This is a genomic window from Candidatus Bathycorpusculum sp. (genome assembly GCF_009778815.1).
Classification (GTDB): domain Archaea; phylum Thermoproteota; class Bathyarchaeia; order Bathyarchaeales; family Bathycorpusculaceae; genus Bathycorpusculum; species Bathycorpusculum hydrogenotrophicum.
Genome location: NZ_WRFL01000002.1, coordinates 48837 through 66011 on the forward strand (window position 1 = coordinate 48837; position 17175 = coordinate 66011).

Below are 17175 nucleotides of genomic sequence, written 5' to 3' on the forward strand. Positions count from 1 at the left end.
AGACTAGGCTTGTTGCTCAGCTAGATGGGTTAGCTGCATTAGGGCTTTGCCTGAACTGAGTGCTTGGCGTGCTTGCTCCATGCCATCTTTGTAGGAAGTGCTTGTGCCAGAAGCATACAGAGCCGCGGCAGCATTCATACAAAACAAATCGGCTAGAGGATCATTATAATCGCCTGAGAGGACGCGTTTGATAGCGGCGGCATTGTCGTAGGCTTTGTTGTAGGAAGCGATGTCAAAAGTGGCATGGGTTTTTATGCCAAAATCTTCGGGGTGGACAGTATAGGTTTGGATTTTATTGTTTTTTAATTCAACGACTCGTGTTGGACCGCAGGGTGAGAACTCATCAATGCCAAGCGCAGGATCGTGGCCGGTAACCATGCCATAGGGAGCTATCGCACTGTTAAGACCGATTTCTTTCAAGATGGCAATTAGTTGATCACATACTTGAGGGGCATAGGCCCCAATTACTATACAACTGGTGTTCTCACAGGGCATGGTTAGGGGTCCGACAATGTTGAATGCGGAGGTAAAGCGCATGGATTGGATTAGACGGGCCCAGCCGGATTTTAAGAAGGCCTCCCCGGGCATGTAGCAGATGTTGTGTTTTTCTAAACTTTGTTTTGCTTTACTCATCGGACTTGAGAGATTGACCCCTAAGATCTCAAAGATTTCTGAGGCTCCAGAGACACCGGTTACTTTTTTGGCGCCTTTTTTAGCAATCGGAACCCCACAAGCTGAGGCAATAAGTGCAGCAGGAGAGGAGGCATTAACAGTTTTCATAGCATCGGAGCCTGTGCCAACAATATCGCAGATAGGACCCGTAACGTTGGCTGTGAATTTTTCTGTGTCAAACTTGTCTAGGGCATCCCAAACGCCGGATAATTCTTCAGTGGTGGGTTTACGAGTAATATGGGCTATCAAAAAAGCACCCTGCTGGAGCTCGGGTTGCTCATTTAGAATGATTTGTCGATAGGCCTCACAGGATTCTTCTCGAGTCAGAATTTTACCCGCAACAATTTTACAGATTAGTTGACCAAAGGCTCTTAATTTTTCTTCAGTTACCAAATTTATCACTCCGTTAGGTCTACAACATACTTTAGGGATTGACCAAGCAAAATTTTAGGCAACACCAAAGGAACATTTTCCAGACGGATTATTTTATCAATGAGAAGCCGTAGGGTTTGAGTGTTTGTTTCTATTATTTTTAGGGCTAGCTTCATTTGGCGTTTTGTGCTACCATAGGCACCAATTAGGGTTAACTGCCGATAATGGACTTCATTTAACAATTCGCTTGGGATGGGCGTGTTTTTTGTAAATCCGCTAAATAGGCAATATTTGCCTCCTGGATTTAATTTTGAAATCCCCTCAATCAGAGCAGAGGGGTCAGGGGCAGCATTTATAGCAACATCAAAATTGCCAGCGGGGGTATCAGAGAGATAGATGTTTGCTTTTTTGCAGAAGGGGGTTACTTGGTTTAGTTTGGCAGAGTTTTTTTCGACAATAAAGGGGTGGGCACCAAAATATTTGCAGGCTAAGCCAAGCATAAGCCCTGCAGGACCGCCGCCAAAAATGAGAACGGTTTGGTTTTTTTGCAAGTTTACTTGTTCAGTTGCATTTATCGCAGAGGACAGCAATTCGGTCATGCAGGCAATTTCAGGGGGAACGGTTGGAGGGATTTTTATGAGACTGCGTTTGGGTACTTTTATGTATTGGGCAAATCCGCCATCGATATGAAAACCTATAACTTGGATGTTACTGCAGAGGTTTTCGGCACCACTTTTGCAGTAGTGGCATTGATTGCAGGTTTTGGCAGGCCAAACCACAAAATTTTCCGCCGGATTGTTGGGTTTATGGCCGCAGATTTCATGGCCCAATACTCTGGGCAACACTAGATCGCGTTGACCTTGAGACCACATTTTTGCATCCGTTCGACAGACAGAACAATAGGTGACTTTTAGCAGTGTTTCAGTGCTATCGCAGACGGGGGGTTGGATGTCGATTAGTTGAATTTTTTCTATACCTTCAAGGCGAAGCGCTTTCATATGACTGCCTGTAACACGGTAGAGCAGAAACCGCATTTAAAACTATCCACCCGTATTACATTTGTAATACAAAAAAAGTAAAGGAACCAAATTTTTGGAGTACACCACAGACACAATTAAAGCAGATCAGTACGGCGAGGTGAGTGATGAGAGAGGTACAGAGCGAGGAGTTAATACAGTACAAGAGTATAACATAGAGGAAGTCTATGCAAGGAGTAGAGGTTATTGTCGGCGGTTTCATGAGTATTGATGGGAAAATAGCTCCTGCCAATCGGAACGGCCAAGAATTCACTCAACTCATGACCCCACTGCACAAAAAAATGCTACACAGCATCCGAGCGTCTGTTGATGCGGTTGTGGTAGGGGTGGGCACGGTTTTAGCAGATGATCCCACGCTTACTGTGCGAGATGTTGAGGGAAAAAATCCGCTCCGAGTAGTGCTAGACAGCAAAGCACAAACACCCCTAACAGCAAAAATCGCAAACACCAACCAAGCATCCACCCTAATAGCAACAACTACACAGGCCTCAAAAGAAAAGATCAAAGCATTAAAAAACAAAAATATTGAGGTATTTATTTCAAACTCGGAAAAAACGGTTAATTTGCAGGAATTAGTCGAAGCACTCAAGAGTCGTGGTGTTAGAAAAGTTCTTGTGGAGGGCGGCGCTGAGGTGCGGTGGAGTTTTTTTGAAGCAAACCTTGTGGATGAATTATTTGTTTGGATTATGCCCTATGTTTGGGGCGGCAAAGAGGCCCCAACATTAGTGGATGGACAGGGTTTCCTTGGAGCACAAGAAGCGAAAAAACTAAAACTAAAAAGCACCGAACATATTGAGGGATTAACAGTTCTTTGGTTCACAGTTCAACATTAATAACGGCAATACTAAAAGCGCATCTAACTGTTATTTTCATAAAGAAAAAGGTCATGTTAGAAATTGTAATCAGCTAATGATGATACTATAGAACTTCATCAGGATGAACTTGTCTAATCCAAGTATGTCGCCTTAGTACAATTAAAATCATCTAAATTTGACTCAGCGTTAAGATCGTCCTCTGTCAATGCTCAGCCATATCCAGTAAACCCTGACGTATGCAAGTTACTCTTTTCGTTCAATTTTATTATAAATAGCGAGACCTTTTTCCATCATTTCACTCTGTAATGACGTAGGACCCTTCTTAATTTGGCGCTCAAACTCTTCGAAGGTTTCACGGTCTAAAACTGGAATTGGACATGGTTTCGCCATTTTTAATCACCACAAACTTTGGAACACAAACCATAACTAAACTTCAGCTAAAATAGTGTTGTCTTGGTTTTGTTTAAGGATTGATTGGAAGTGTTTGGTGTTGCCGCCGCTTAGGGTAACTAGTTGGTTTAGTTTTTCGATTGCAAGGCCAGCATCTAGGGCTTGTTTGGCTAATTCATAGCCGTCTTTTAGATCTGAGACGCTTTCTGCTATGTAGAGGATGGATGCGGCATTTAGTAAAATGAGGTCTTGGCGGGTGCTTTGATCTTTGCCTAAGAGTATTTTGAGGATGGTTTGGGTGTTTAGTTCGGGGCTTCCGGGGTAGGCGATCTCTTTTGGGTTTCCGCGTTTGAGTCCAATGTCTTCGGGGTAGAAACTGTAGGTGTCTATTGAGCCGTTGGGTTTTACTTCAGAGATTATGTTGCGTCCTAGGTTGGAGAATTCATCTATACGTATGGTTTCATCTGCGCCATATCCCAGTACGACTAGGGCTCGTTCGTAGCCGTTTTTTGAGAGAACGGATGCGATTGTTTCTGTGTAGGGTTGGCTGACTCCTCTGACTTGTCGTTTGAGGCCAAAGGGGTTGAGGCCCGCGGCGATCATGAGTCTCATTGCGTAGAGCATGGGCATAACGGTGTGGGTGGCTTTGTCGGCGGTTAAATCGATCAGGGGTTTCATCCATGGGTATATGCCTGCTGAGGCCCAAACAGATGTTTGGATGGTGTGTATGCATTGTTCGACTATTTGGGGGGTTGTGTATACGTTGATGCCTAGGTTTTGGGCTAAGTCGATGCATCCGGTTTTGGATGAGAAAGATTTGGATCCGCTTTTTATGGCATAGGCGCCGGCGGCGGCGGCAATTATCAATGCGGGGGTTGTGATGTTTATAGTTGGGAAGGTGTCTCCGCCTGTGCCTCCGGCGGTTACAAGGGGTTTATCGGTGTTGAATTGGAAGGTGGAGGTTCTTGTGGCATCCATTGCTTTGACCATACCGCTTAATTCGTCTACGGTGGGTTTTTTTATAGTTAAGCCGCCAAAAAAGGCGACCATTAGGGGGAGGATATCGGTTGGGTGTTTGTTTTGGGTGAGTTGGGTAAATAGGGTTTGGGCGACCGATTGGGTTTGAAGATTGGTCAGGTTTTCTCCATGGGAGAGTTGGGTTATTATTTCGTTGAGGTTGGGGTTTGTTTGGGGGTTGTTGGGTGTCATTGTTGGTGCCTTAGGGGATGACTTTGGAACGTTTTAGGGTTCTGACAAGGAGGTAGGCTAGAATTGTTGAGGGGATAAGTTGTAACACGATGTAGATGGGAAGGGCTCCGAGGTAGACTATGTAGGGTAGTCCTAGGGCCATGACCATTACTACATAGACTAGGGGGATGTCTAGGATTGCGCAGATGGTGCTCATGGTTAAGAGTTTGGTGCTGAGTTTTGCTTGGGGACGGAAACGTGTGAAGGCAAAGGCGGCTGCGCCTACGCCTAGGGCAAAGAGGAGGTTTATGATGGGCCACAGCGGGGAGAGGGGGCTTGATGCGGTGATGAGTCCGATTAGGGCTTGGATCTCGGTTGTTATGATAGCTCCTATAAATCCAAACAGGACGGCTGAAACAAGAATCCAGGTGTAGGTGTTTATGTATCCTAGTGTGTTGAAATTGCCTCCTGTGAAGAGTGTGTCGGCTCTTTCGGCAAAGATGGCTATTACGCCTGCAACGACGCCTATCATTAGGGCGGCCATGGCTTTTTTGAGGTTTTGGGATTTGAGGTCAATAGACACATAGGTCACTCTCAGATTTGAGTAATAACTCAAAAATGAGTATTATCATATAAAGGTTTTTTACCAAAAATGAGTAGCAAATAGCCGGTTATAGGACCAGCTTTTTTAGCCGCAACATCAACGCTTCACGCTCATCAGGTTGGCGCACCCACAAATCCCGACTCTCTCTAAACTCTTCGCCTGAGAGAACCCCCTGCTTTTGCAGCTCACCTAAAAGCTTCATAAACCCCTGCAAATCCAGTTGCTCCTCAGTCACCACCATACCGCTCCCCCTACTACGCTCAGAGCTCGTTTGGGGTTCGCTATCTGGCGGCGGAAACTCGGCATAAAGAAAACGCGCAAAATATAGCGTATCCCAACCCTTGGTAGGCAAAAAGTTGTTTTTTAGGTTCAACAACTCGGAGGTGTAGTGCTCATATTCTTGGCCCAGTGAGAGATACTTGGGTTTCAAAGTAGCCGTACCTACCGTTCGGTTAACAAAATGACGCAGATGCTGATTGCCAAACACCGGCAACACAGTACCCTTTTCATAGTTAAAGCAGTAAATGATTTTTTTAGCAACCACCTTATCCTGCCCAAACCCGCCGATTCGCTCCCAAGGTGCATCGATCTTTTGTGCCAAAGATTTACGATCATCTACTGATATGCGAAGCAGATTTTTGAGATCTTTTATTTGCAAACGAGCATTACGGTAAGCATTAGAACTGTTTTGAGTTGAAGTACCCGACAGATTGAGGTTTTTTTCAAGAAACCCAAAGAACTCACCGACTTGATCGGGATTAACTTTGAAGAGACGATCCGGATCAAGCCACTCTATAGAAGCCAAGTTCTCAGCGAAGGGAAATTTTTGACGAAAACCCTTGAGAGCCCCCAATACAAGATTGACCTCACATTTTATTGCAGTAGCTTTATCGAAAGCTTCAATTTTTTGTTGCAGTAAGCTACTCTTAGACATGGACACCGAAGCACTAAATGTGAACTGAGCTAATAAGATTTACAGCAACCCACCGATCGGCTTACCTTCGCAGGTCACAATTACAAACAACCACCGTTAAACAGCCAAAATATTTATTGTAAAATCGCACGGTAACCAAATTTCTCAAGGCTTACCAAGAAATCAGGATATATTAATATATTCTTAAATAAAGTAAACAGAAGCAGACACATTTCTGCCGTTACTGCGGAGTTCTTTGTTACAGATGATATATGGAATATCGCTATAGTTAACTACAGATTGGTTACATGTCGATTGAGCACTTCACTGTACAACCAGTACTGCCGGCTGTTTTGAAAATAGTTGTAGTAATTTTGGTAGTAAGCGGTATTGTTCTGTTGACAGTGAATTTGTTATTACGTAACCGGCTAAAAACGTTGCCAGTTTATGGAATGGTAGGTATAGCGGCAGGTTTACGTAGCAAATATATCAGGGCAATCATAGGGATAATGCTGATAATCTTTGGCGGTATTTTTGTGTACGTTATAGCGGGTCAACAAACGACATCAGTAGTGACTGTTGGCGATGGATACATAAATGTTGAATCGCCTTGTTTTGTTTCTTTGGGAACCCTTCTGGGTGTCAAAGGCAACAAAAATGTTACTTCTGAGGAAATTGATACGGCGTCTGTTAGGCAAATAGGTTCAGGTAACTTTAACTTACAGAAACAAAGCGGAACCAACTTTGACGACACAAATGTAGGCAGGTTCACTTTGGGAAATGGAGCAACTGCTTATGTAGCAACAACTAACACCACCAGCCTTATAATAAGGTTGAATAATGGCGAATATCTCATCTTAGGAACCGCAGACACACAAGCACTTGCAGATAGTTTCGCACAAAACGTTCACCCCCTAACCTCATAACAATATCAATAAATGCATGTCAAGAGGTCTCAGCAATAGATGCAACATCAACTATTACAGTTAGTTAGCTGGTTAAACAATTGTTATTGTGTCTGTTAATGTGGAGACACAGGTTGGTTAAGCTTGTTTGACGACTGGTTCAGGCGGTGAAACAAAAACAATCGCCAGCATTAACACAAGCTCCAAAACCAAAAGTCTTCACGCCACGGTGATTTTAAGCATGTCCTAATAAGAGGCTACAACTGCGATCTGTTTGTCGTCATAGCTTACAATTAGGAAATCCAAGGTACGATCACGAAATCAATAACTGAGTTGCTTGGGAAGGCATATTAGGTGTGAGAACTGCACCTTAGCGGGGATGTTGTGGTAAAGCAGGTTTTCATTTCAGGTCCCATACTGGGTATGGAAAACAACCAAAGCTATCGCCAAACCATAAAAGACATATGCACTCCGCTGGGACTAGAAGTTATTGATCCTTGGAATCGTGAAAAAGTTCTCTACAAAGGCACCGAGGAATGTTGGTGGAATACCTACACCACCTTTGATTTTGTAGAACGCGATCTGGCCGATGCTGATCGGTGCGATATTATGGTTGTGTATTTGCCAGTTCTCTCGGCGGGCGCTTGCATGGAGATGTTTTATGCAAAACGCAGAGGCAAACATGTTATTGTTGTAACAGAGCTACCCTGTGTCAGCCCTTGGATAGTTGTGCACACAGATAAAATCCTCAAAACTTTCAACGAGCTTGGAGAAACCCTAAAACAATTTCTCTAACCTGACTTTACTTAACAGCCAGCGTAAGGCCTATATCATCCAATCTAAAAAATGGTGACGGGATAAGCCGTGGATGCCATAACCATCGTCTTGATTGCTGTGGGTTTAGCTATGGATGCTTTTGCAGTCTCGATTGCAAACGGCATGAGCACCCCGAACAGTAAACGACGTAAAGCAACCCTTTTAACGGCGGTATTTTTTGGTGGTTTTCAAATGCTTATGCCCATAATTGGCTGGCTCATTGGACTTAGTTTCCAAGACATTATTATGACGGTGGATCACTGGATAGCCTTTGGTTTACTTGCATTCATTGGTGCCAAGATGGTTTATGATGGGACAAAAAAAGAAACCGAACAAAAAACCGCAAACCTCAAACTCTACACATTGCTTGTTTTAGCGGTTGCTACAAGCATCGATGCTCTGATGGTGGGGTTGAGTTTTGCGTTTCTCCAAACAGAGATTTTGATGCCTATTTTAGTAATTGGTATAGTTACGTTTGGGTTGTCGTTTGTTGGCGTCTACTTTGGCTGTAGTCTGGGCAGGTTCTTTGGTAACAAAATAAAAATCGTGGGGGGTATAGTGTTAATTCTCATCGGTTTGCGGATCTTGCTTGAGCACCTTTTTGGTTGAACGCTTAGAGGGTTGTTTGAACTCTTCGCGGATCTGCATCTGGCGTCGTTTGCGATTGTAACCCAGTGAGAAATCATGGGTGGCGTCACGGATTTTTCGGAGCAGAAGCATCATGGTACTGTTTTTATCAAACACTCTGGGGACAGGATCGTTGGGGAGATAGATTTCTTCACGTTCTTTAGCCAACCCAAACATGGGAGTTTGAAGTCCCAGGGTTTGAAGGGCCGCTTTGGCGGCGCTAACCTGTCCGGGTCCACCGTCAATAACAATCAGATCGGGCAGGGGATTGTTTTCTTCAATTTGACGCTTATAGCGGCGCAACACCACCTCATGTATACTGGCAAAGTCATCTTGTCCAGTAACAGTTTTAATTTTAAATTTACGATAGTTCTTTTTGTCGGGTTTGGCGTCTTTGAAGGCCACCATACCCGAGACAACATGCTCAGTACCCAAGTTGGATATGTCAAAACACTCAATCACCCTCGGCAAAACAGGCAAATGGAGGTTGTTTTGTAAATCTACCAAAGCAGAGTCAAACTCGAGGCCAGACTCAAGGTTTTTTTCGGCCAATTTTATCAGAGCCAACTTGTCTGCTTTGTGAGGAATCGTCAAAGATACAGGTGCCAAGCGTTTTTTTGCGAGAAACTCTTCAAGAGCAACCTTTTCGTCGGGTTCTATCCAAACGGGTTTGTTGAGTAGAATCTCGCGAGGAATCTGATTAGCCGTGTAGAAGGCTTTTAAAAATTCCTGCTCGATTTGGGGCTGCAAATCCACACTAAACTCTTTTTTACCCAAAAGTACCCCTTTGCGCACCCCCATTTGTAGCGCCATCATCTTTTCTCCAACACGCCTAAACACCATCACATCCTGATCAAAACGCCGCTCATTATCTACAATTTGACGCTCAGTGAGCAGACGTATGGAGGCGATTTGTTTACGTAACTCAAGTGCCTCCTCAAAATGTTGAGTTTGGGAGGCTTCTTGCATCTGAGTGTTGAGTTGTTCGATGGTTTGTTGATAGTTGCCGTTTAGAAAGGCACGGGCATCTTTGACTTGTTTGTCGTATTGTTCGGGGATTATGTTGCCGGTACAGGGGGCGGTGCACATATTGATGTGATAGTTTAGACAGGCACGTTTGTGCATATTTTTGCAGGTGCGTAACTTGAACACCCGAACAACGGTGCGTTGGAGGTCTTGGCGGGTAAATCCATCGGTGTAGGGTCCAAAGGATTCGAGTTTGCGGTGGACTTTGCGGCTGGTTAAAACCCTTGGGTAGGTTTCTCGGGTTAGTGAGATGTAGGCGTAGCTTTTGGCGTCTTTGAGATCAATGTTGTATTTTGGTGTGTGTTGTTTGATGAGCTTATTTTCTAGTAGCAGGGCTTCTACTTCGGTGTTGACAACAATCCAGTCGATGCTTCGGATATGCAAAAGCAGCTGACGTGTTTTGGGTGGTTGATCGATGCTTGAGAAGTAACTTTTTACTCGGCTACGAAGATTTTTGGCCTTACCCACATAGAGAATAGTCTCTTGTTCGTCACGATAGAGATACACGCCAGGATCAGTGGGTATATCGGAGCTTTTGAAATCCGAGGGACTGGATAGTTTAATCATGTTTTGCCGCTGTAATTTGACTAATCAAGGCATGCATTAAGCATTTCCATCACCCCATCTATGAGAATTGCCGATTTATGCTGGTGATAACCTTTCGATTCAATATTTGAGACGGGCAGATTTAGAATATTGTGGAACGTAAATGTTGATGCGGTTATTGGGCGTAAACTAGACAGGTTTTGGAATAAAGTCTCTAAAAGTGAATAGACAAAGATTGTTGGTTATTGTTGGTTATTGGGTGTTTGTTGTTGTGATAGTAGTTTTTTTAAGAATATACCTGTGTATGATGTTGGGTTTTGGGCTACTTCTTCGGGTGTCCCTTGGGCTAAGAGTTGTCCGCCTGCGGCGCCGCCTTCGGGGCCTAGGTCGATGAGTTGGTCGCAGCTTTTTATGACGTCGAGGTTGTGTTCGATGATGTAGACTGTGTTGCCGTTGTCGACGAGGCGGTTGAGGACGCGGATAAGGCGTTTGGTGTCGTCGAAGTGTAGACCGGTTGTGGGTTCGTCGAGCATATAGATGACGTGACCTGTTTTGTGTTTGCTGAGTTCTCGGGTGATTTTTATGCGTTGGCTCTCTCCGCCGCTTAGTTGGGTGCTGCTTTGGCCTAGTTTGATGTAGCCTAAGCCGACATCAAGGAGGGTTTGGAGTTTGCGGTGAACTTGTGGGGTGTTTTCGAAGAATTTTGCGGCTTCCTCAACGGTCATGTCTAGGACTTCGGCGATGTTTTTGCCTTTGTATTGTACGGCGAGTGTTTCTTTGTTGTAGCGTTTACCTTTGCATTCGCTACACTGTACATAGACATCAGGTAGGAAGTTCATCTCGATGCGCAAAACGCCGTCGCCTTGGCAGGTTTCGCATCTGCCGCCCTTAACGTTGAAGCTAAAGCGGCCTTCTACGTAACCGCGTGCTTTGGCTTCTTTGGTAGCGGCAAATATGCGTCGGATTTCATCGAAGAGTTTGGTGTAGGTGGCGGGGTTGCTTCGGGGGGTTCGGCCGATGGGGTCTTGGTCGATGACGATAACGTTGCGTATGGCTTTGGGGACGTGGAGGCTTTGGTGGCGTCCGATTTTGTCGACTTGCTCGCCGAAGAGTTGTTTGAGTGCTGGGATGACGGTTAGGTTCATAAGGGTGCTTTTGCCTGAGCCAGAGACACCGGTGACTCCGCAGAGGACACCTATGGGCAGGTTTACGGTGAGTTGTTTGAGGTTGTTCTCAGATGCGTTTTTTATGGTGAGGCAATCGGTGGGTTGGCGGCGTTGTTGGGGAACTTCGATTTGTAGTTCGCCTGAGAGGTATTTGCCGGTTAGGCTGCGGGGGTTTTGCATGACAGCTGTTGGGGGGCCTTCGGCGACGATGTGGCCTCCGTGTACGCCTGCGCCGGGGCCCATGTCTACGATGTAGTCGGCATGGCGCATGGTGTCTTCGTCGTGTTCTACTACGATCAGGGTGTTACCCAGATCGCGGAGTCGGGCTAGGGTGGTTATGAGTTTGGCGTTGTCTCGTTGATGTAGCCCAATGCTGGGCTCATCTAGGATGTAGAGAACGCCCATGAGGTTGCTGCCGATTTGGGTGGCGAGGCGGATGCGTTGGGCTTCGCCGCCGGATAGGGTTTTTGCGGCGCGTGAGAGGGTGAGATAGCCTAGGCCGACGTTTTTGAGAAAGCCTAAGCGTTCATTGATTTCTTTTAGGACTTGTTTGGCTATGGAGAGGTCTTTTTGGTTTAGTTTAGGGGGTAGGTTTTGGAAGAAATCCACCGAGTCTTCAATGGAGAGATCCGTGACATCGATTATGCTCTTGTCTTGGATCTGAACGGCTAATACGACGGGTTGGAGTTTTTTGCCGTGACATGCGTTGCAGGGACGGCTGGTCATGAATTTTTCGATGTCGGATTTGCGCCATTCGCTTTCGGTTTGGCGGTAGAGGCGCATGGTTTGGGGGATGATACCTTCCCAGCCGTCTTTCATGGACATGTGGGCGCCGTTGGACCAGTTGGCGTTAATGGGTTCGCTGTCGCCGTAGAGCAGGATTTGGAGTTGTTGTTCGGTGAAGTCTTTTATTGGGGTAAATATGTCAAAGCCGTATTTTTTGCCCACTGCGGTTAGTTGTTGGGCTCGCCAGCTAAGATCCATGGTGCTTTTGTAGACCGCTAGGGCGCCGTTTATGATGGAGAGGTTTTTATCGGGGAGCACTTTGTCTGCTGTGACCTCGGTGATTTCACCTAATCCGTGGCAGACTGAGCAGGCACCAAAGGGTGAGTTAAAGCTAAACATGCGGGGCTCAAGGCTTTCAAACACGATTTCGGGGTGGTTGGGACAGGCACCAAAGGTGCTATACATGATTTCTCCCTCGAAACGTTCGAGTTCTTTTTTCTTGCCGGCATCGGTGTTTGTGGCATCTATGATTATCATGGTGCCTTTGCCGGTTTTAAGTGCGCCCTCAACTGCTTCAGCGATTCGGCTACGTTCGTCGTCTTGGATGGTGACAGTATCTATAACGGCCTCGATCCAGTGCTTCTCATAGCGCACCAGTTTGATTTCTTCTTTTATGTGGTCGGTTTCGTAGATTTTTTGGTCTACGCGGATTTTGGTGTAGCCTTCTTTTTTGAGGTCATCAAAGATTGATTCGTGGGTGCCTTTCATGCCGCGTATGATGGGGGCTAGAAACACAAGGGTTTTGTCTTTTTCGGCCATGATTAGGCTTGTGATGTTTTCGGGGCTTTGCGGGTGAATTGAGCTACCGCATTTTGGGCAGTGATGGGTGCCTATGCGGGCAAACAGCAATCGGAGATAATCATAGATTTCGGTGACGGTCCCCACGGTACTACGGGGGTTTTTGCTGGTGCTTTTCTGCTCGATACTTATCGCAGGAGATAACCCCTCGATGCTATCCACATCAGGTTTATCCATCAGCCCCAGAAATTGGCGTGCATATGCTGAGAGGCTCTCGACATAGCGTCGTTGGCCCTCAGCATAGATGGTATCAAAGGCCAAGGTGGACTTGCCTGAACCGGAAAGTCCAGTTATGACTATGAGTTTGTTGCGGGGCAACTCTAAATCTATGTTTTTGAGATTGTGCTCTCGTGCACCTTTAACTGAAATATTATCACGCATTGCCTTTCGCCTAATGTAGAGTTTATCTTGTTTTAGCTCGCAACATTAGAACCTTATTGCACTAAACAGCTAAATTTCTGGGTTAGACACAGCTTTTTCTATTTTGTAGGCAAGGGCTTTTTGTAATTCGGCAATGGCGTCGCGGAGTTCGATGGCTTTTTCGAATTCTAATTTTTCGGCGGCTTCACGCATTTTAGCATCTAATTCAGCGATTTGGCGTTGGATATCGGATTTGGCGAGATGCTTGGTGCCTTTTATGGTGCTTTCTTTTAGGGTGACGGCTTTGATGATGGTTTGGGGTGTGATACCGTATTGTTGGTTGTAGCGTTTTTGGAAGTTACGGCGGTAGTAGGTGAGTTCCATGGCGCGTTTGATGCTCTGGGTTTGGGTATCGGCATAGAGAATGACTTTGCCATTGACGTTTCGGGCGGCGCGGCCTATGGTCTGTATGAGACTGCGCTCGTCGCGCAGAAAGCCTTCTTTGTCAGCATCAAGGATAAATATGGTCGCGACCTCGGGGATGTCTAATCCTTCGCGGAGCAGATTTATGCCAACCAGTATGTCAAACTCGCCGATGCGGAGTTGACGCACCAGCTCAATACGATCAAGGCTCTCAATTTCGCTGTGCATATATCGTACGCGAAAACCTTCTTTGACAAGATAATCAGTCAGATCTTCTGCCATTCGTTTGGTCAGTGTGGTTATTAGGACGCGGTCGCCTCGTTCGATGGTTTGTTTTGCTTGGGCCATCAGATGCTGCATTTGACCCTCAATGGGATGCATTTCTATCTCGGGGTCTAGAAGTCCGGTGGGTCGAGTGATTAACTCAACTGGCGATCCGCTTTTTTCTAGTTCATATTCGGCAGGCGTTGCTGACACAAAAAGAACACGCCCCATTTTGTGTTCAAACTCACTGAATTGCAGGGGACGATTATCTAGTGCGCTTGGGAGGCGGAAGCCAAAGTCAACGAGATTTTTTTTGCGGCTATAATCCCCGTTGTACATACCGCGTGCTTGGGGGATGGTTTGGTGACTCTCATCAATAATGAGCAGGTAATCTTTGGGGAAGTAGTCGATTAGTGTGAATGGGGGTGCACCGGGGTTACGGCCATCGAAGTGGCGGCTATAGTTTTCCATACCCGAGCAGAAGCCGATTTCACGAATCATCTCTAGGTCATAGTTTGTTCGTTGTTTTAGCCGTTGGGCTTCAAGAGGCGGCAGGCCTTTTAGCTGTGCTTCGAGTTCTTGTTCGATGTGCTCGATGGCTTGGGCGTGTTTTTCTTCGGGAACCACGTATTGTCTTGCGGGGTAGAGGGTAAGTTGGTCAAGGGTGTTTTTCACATCACCCGTTATGGCATGCACTTCTTTTATTTTCGAGATGGTGTTTGCGCTTATTTCGACGCGTATGATATCGTTTTCATAGGAGGGTACGATATCAACGGTGTCGCCTCGAACACGGAATTTGCCGGGTTCAAGCGCCTGATCGTTGCGTTCATACTGCATATCTACCAAGGAGTGGATAAGCTTAATTCGACTCAGAGGCAAGCCCGTTTTTAGCTCAATAGCCATAGTGCGAAAGTCATCAGGGTTACCCAAGCTGTAGATGCAGCTAATCGAGGCCACAATTATGGTGTCGTTTCTGCTAACAATACTTGAGACAGCATGCATACGCATTTTTTCGATTTCATCGTTAACAGTGCTGTCCTTCTCAATGTACATATCCTGGGCCGGCAGATACGACTCAGGCTGATAGTAATCATAGAAGGATATGAAAAATTCTACCCGATTATGAGGAAAGAGCTCTTTAAGTTCACCATAGAGTTGAGCGGCTAAAATTTTGTTGTGTGCCAGGATTAATGTGGGTTTCTGTAACCTGTTGATGACATTTGCCATAACAAAAGTTTTACCACTACCCGTTATACCCAGAAGCGTCTGTTTATCTTTGGTTTTAAAACTCGCCTCTAACTGGTCAATAGCGGTCTGCTGGCCTGGAGAAATCTTGTACGGTGAAACAAGCTCAAACTGCAATTTCTCTTCCCTGTAAACGACAATGACCCCACCGTTTGAATTAATAAGTTTTGTCTATAAACTAGGCAATTTCAAGCGCAGACAAATATACAAAATTAACAAACCAACACACGCAATATCTGCAGAATAAGCTAAAAAATTAAAGACGCCCGTTACCAAATCAGTAATACCGCTAACCAACAACACAATAGCTATAGAAAGACCGCGAGATAATTTTTGCCACATACATAACAGGAATAGTTGTGTTTAGGATAGAAAATAAATTGTGCTCTAAAAAGTGAGCGTTTAGGAAACGGTGAGTTTGCCGAATTTACCGACGTTTAGCTGGGTTTCGCCTTTGAAGCTGGTTACGTAGCCATTTTCAATCTTTATGTTGTCGCCCACGTTTACCTGCTCGATTTGCTCGTTCCACAGCGTCAATTTTATGCTACCGGTTTCGTCTGCAAGAACGGCGTCAACTATCCGATAAGATTCATCTTTAAATCGGGATTTGACTTCTCGCGGGTCGCCTTTTTCGACGATTTTGCCTTCTACGTCAACCCGTTTCATTCCATCGACTAAGTCTTTTATATCAACCAATTTACTTCACTTCTAGCTGTTCGCTTAACGCTTTTTCTTCTTTGTATGATATAAATCTTGCCCAATAATTAACGGATACAAAAAGAAGAGAAGAAAGGTATAGCGTTTAGACAACGCCTAGGATAAACCATAGAACCAAGAGCGTTATGCCTACGCTAATAGCAGAAATGATTAGGCATTTTATGGTGGATAAGTCCTGGTTTAGCCCTTTAGAGTCATTTACTACTATGGGGGTTTGCGATGGTTCAGTTGGTTGGATGATTACGGGTTGTGCTTTGATTGCTTTTATAACAAAAGCGCCCAGTGCTATCAGCCAAACATAGGATGCAACGAACATAACGGTGATAATACCGCGAAAGACACCCAGTGATGCATCTATGGCGGCAAGGCTTGCCTGTGACTGTGGAAGAAGCGCGGAAACGGCATTTGCTGGATAGTACAGTGCGCCAAGAGGATCAAAGAGAGTGCCAAATGATACATCGAAGGGATAGTAGACTGTGGGCATAGTTGCAGTTGCAATTACACCTATGGCCGCCCGTATTACCATAACCATCATAGCAATCCCTAGTCCAATAAAGAGCGGTTTCCAAAGAACTGTACTTTTTAGGGCTCTGCAGAATAGATAGATAATCCCGCTTAGAACTATCCAAGTGAAGAGAAACTGGAGAGAATACACCTGGAGGAACTGTACAAGTAAACCAACACTGTTGTACTCCAGCGGTGTTAGGTATAGGCCGCGGAAGAATAAGGCGCCTATGCGAACGGTTATGTTTTGGCTATCGGGATAGTCTAATTGCAAAGACAAAGAGGTTATGTTGCCCCACAGGGGATTGCCGGTTTCGCTCCAGCCTTTTGCGTTGGGTCCTACGGGGATAGTTAAATTACCCCATTGATTAACAGCTGAAGCACCAGCTAAATCGCTGGTCAGATCGTAAGTATAGTAATTGCTATCGGAAAGTGAGTAGAGAGTTAAGGTTGCGTTTTTGGGAACAGTTATGGGTTGAACTAGCTTTATGTTTAAGGTGAGATTTTGGAAACCATTTTCACTACAATCTACATTATCTGTGTCAACCAGTGCTGCTGAGAGGGTATTGGTATTTGCAGCATCCATCTGAAGACTAAAGTTTCCAAAAAGAGGATAATAAGCCAAAGGATCAGTTGGAGGACGCAACAGATTAGCTATGAAAACAGTATTGTTGTAGTAATCAGCAAAGTTGTTGGTTAAATTCACATTTGGAGCCGTTGCCCAGCTGGTGGCGTTTGTAAATGTTTGGATTAAACCACTAACAGGCTGGGTCTGTTCCAACTCGATTTTGCTGAATTGACCAAAAGCATAACCAACTTGCAGACCTATAAAGAGAAGAAATATTATAATTGCACCAAGATACTTGGGATTTGCGACAACACGCTTGAATACTTTACGTGGTGCATAAAGGACTTCTACGATATCATTGAGAATCAAGCTTTCGTTTCCTCACTATCTGAAAACAACAGGGCATTATTAAGTGTTATTCACATCACACTAA

14 protein-coding genes are annotated in these 17175 nt (G+C 45.2%); 4 read left to right on the forward strand and 10 right to left on the reverse strand.

Annotated elements, in window-relative coordinates:
• Positions 1-3 precede the first annotated feature (3 nt).
• Positions 4-1065 carry an anthranilate phosphoribosyltransferase gene (gene trpD, locus FWF39_RS00845; protein WP_343381539.1) on the reverse strand — a complete coding sequence of 354 codons (1062 nt, stop codon included), beginning with the start codon at positions 1063-1065 and terminating at the stop codon, positions 4-6.
• Positions 1066-1070: 5 nt separating this feature from the next.
• Complete coding sequence (locus tag FWF39_RS00850; RefSeq protein WP_343381540.1) at positions 1071-2078, reverse strand: alcohol dehydrogenase catalytic domain-containing protein; 1008 nt, start codon at positions 2076-2078, stop codon at positions 1071-1073.
• Between the two features lie 170 nt (positions 2079-2248).
• On the opposite strand from FWF39_RS00850, the gene FWF39_RS00855 reads away from it, so the two are divergent.
• The gene (locus FWF39_RS00855) at positions 2249-2914 is read left to right on the forward strand and encodes a 2,5-diamino-6-(ribosylamino)-4(3H)-pyrimidinone 5'-phosphate reductase (protein ID WP_343381541.1); all 666 of its coding nucleotides are present in this window, start codon (positions 2249-2251) and stop codon (positions 2912-2914) included.
• Between the two features lie 408 nt (positions 2915-3322).
• Here the strand turns inward: FWF39_RS00855 and FWF39_RS00860 are convergent, their stop codons facing one another.
• The 3 genes from FWF39_RS00860 to FWF39_RS00870 all read right to left on the reverse strand — a co-directional run bounded on the left by FWF39_RS00860 (position 3323) and on the right by FWF39_RS00870 (position 6012).
• Entirely contained in the window at positions 3323-4495 is a 1173-nt protein-coding gene (locus FWF39_RS00860; protein WP_343381542.1) for a hypothetical protein, read from the reverse strand.
• 10 nt (positions 4496-4505) lie between these two features.
• On the reverse strand, positions 4506-5057 hold the full coding sequence (locus tag FWF39_RS00865) for a hypothetical protein (RefSeq protein ID WP_343381543.1): 552 nt from the start codon (positions 5055-5057) through the stop codon (positions 4506-4508).
• 88 nt (positions 5058-5145) lie between these two features.
• Positions 5146-6012, reverse strand: coding sequence for a hypothetical protein (locus FWF39_RS00870; RefSeq protein WP_343381544.1), 867 nt, complete (start codon positions 6010-6012; stop codon positions 5146-5148).
• Positions 6013-6344: 332 nt separating this feature from the next.
• On the opposite strand from FWF39_RS00870, the gene FWF39_RS00875 reads away from it, so the two are divergent.
• The 3 genes from FWF39_RS00875 (at position 6345) to FWF39_RS00885 (ending at position 8321) form a co-directional block, all read left to right on the forward strand.
• On the forward strand, positions 6345-6917 hold the full coding sequence (locus FWF39_RS00875; protein WP_343381545.1) for a hypothetical protein: 573 nt from the start codon (positions 6345-6347) through the stop codon (positions 6915-6917).
• A 363-nt stretch (positions 6918-7280) separates the two neighbouring features.
• Entirely contained in the window at positions 7281-7691 is a 411-nt protein-coding gene (locus FWF39_RS00880) for a nucleoside 2-deoxyribosyltransferase (protein WP_343381546.1), read from the forward strand.
• A gap of 69 nt (positions 7692-7760) precedes the next feature.
• Positions 7761-8321, forward strand: a complete 561-nt coding sequence (locus tag FWF39_RS00885; RefSeq protein WP_343381547.1) for a manganese efflux pump MntP family protein — start codon at positions 7761-7763, stop codon at positions 8319-8321.
• Here the strand turns inward: FWF39_RS00885 and uvrC are convergent.
• From uvrC to FWF39_RS00910, 5 genes are all read right to left on the reverse strand, one after another.
• Positions 8274-9932 carry an excinuclease ABC subunit UvrC gene (gene uvrC / locus FWF39_RS00890; protein WP_343381548.1) on the reverse strand — a complete coding sequence of 553 codons (1659 nt, stop codon included), beginning with the start codon at positions 9930-9932 and terminating at the stop codon, positions 8274-8276. The genes FWF39_RS00885 and uvrC overlap by 48 nt on opposite strands.
• A gap of 221 nt (positions 9933-10153) precedes the next feature.
• Complete coding sequence (gene uvrA / locus FWF39_RS00895; protein ID WP_343381549.1) at positions 10154-13042, reverse strand: excinuclease ABC subunit UvrA; 2889 nt, start codon at positions 13040-13042, stop codon at positions 10154-10156.
• A 69-nt stretch (positions 13043-13111) separates the two neighbouring features.
• A complete protein-coding gene (gene uvrB, locus FWF39_RS00900; protein WP_343381550.1) occupies positions 13112-15070 on the reverse strand; it encodes an excinuclease ABC subunit UvrB in 1959 nt (652 codons plus the stop codon).
• A 285-nt stretch (positions 15071-15355) separates the two neighbouring features.
• On the reverse strand, positions 15356-15649 hold the full coding sequence (locus tag FWF39_RS00905; RefSeq protein ID WP_343381551.1) for an OB-fold nucleic acid binding domain-containing protein: 294 nt from the start codon (positions 15647-15649) through the stop codon (positions 15356-15358).
• 106 nt (positions 15650-15755) lie between these two features.
• Positions 15756-17111: a hypothetical protein gene (locus FWF39_RS00910; protein ID WP_343381552.1), complete on the reverse strand. Its 1356-nt coding sequence runs from the start codon at positions 17109-17111 to the stop codon at positions 15756-15758.
• Positions 17112-17175: the final 64 nt, after the last annotated feature.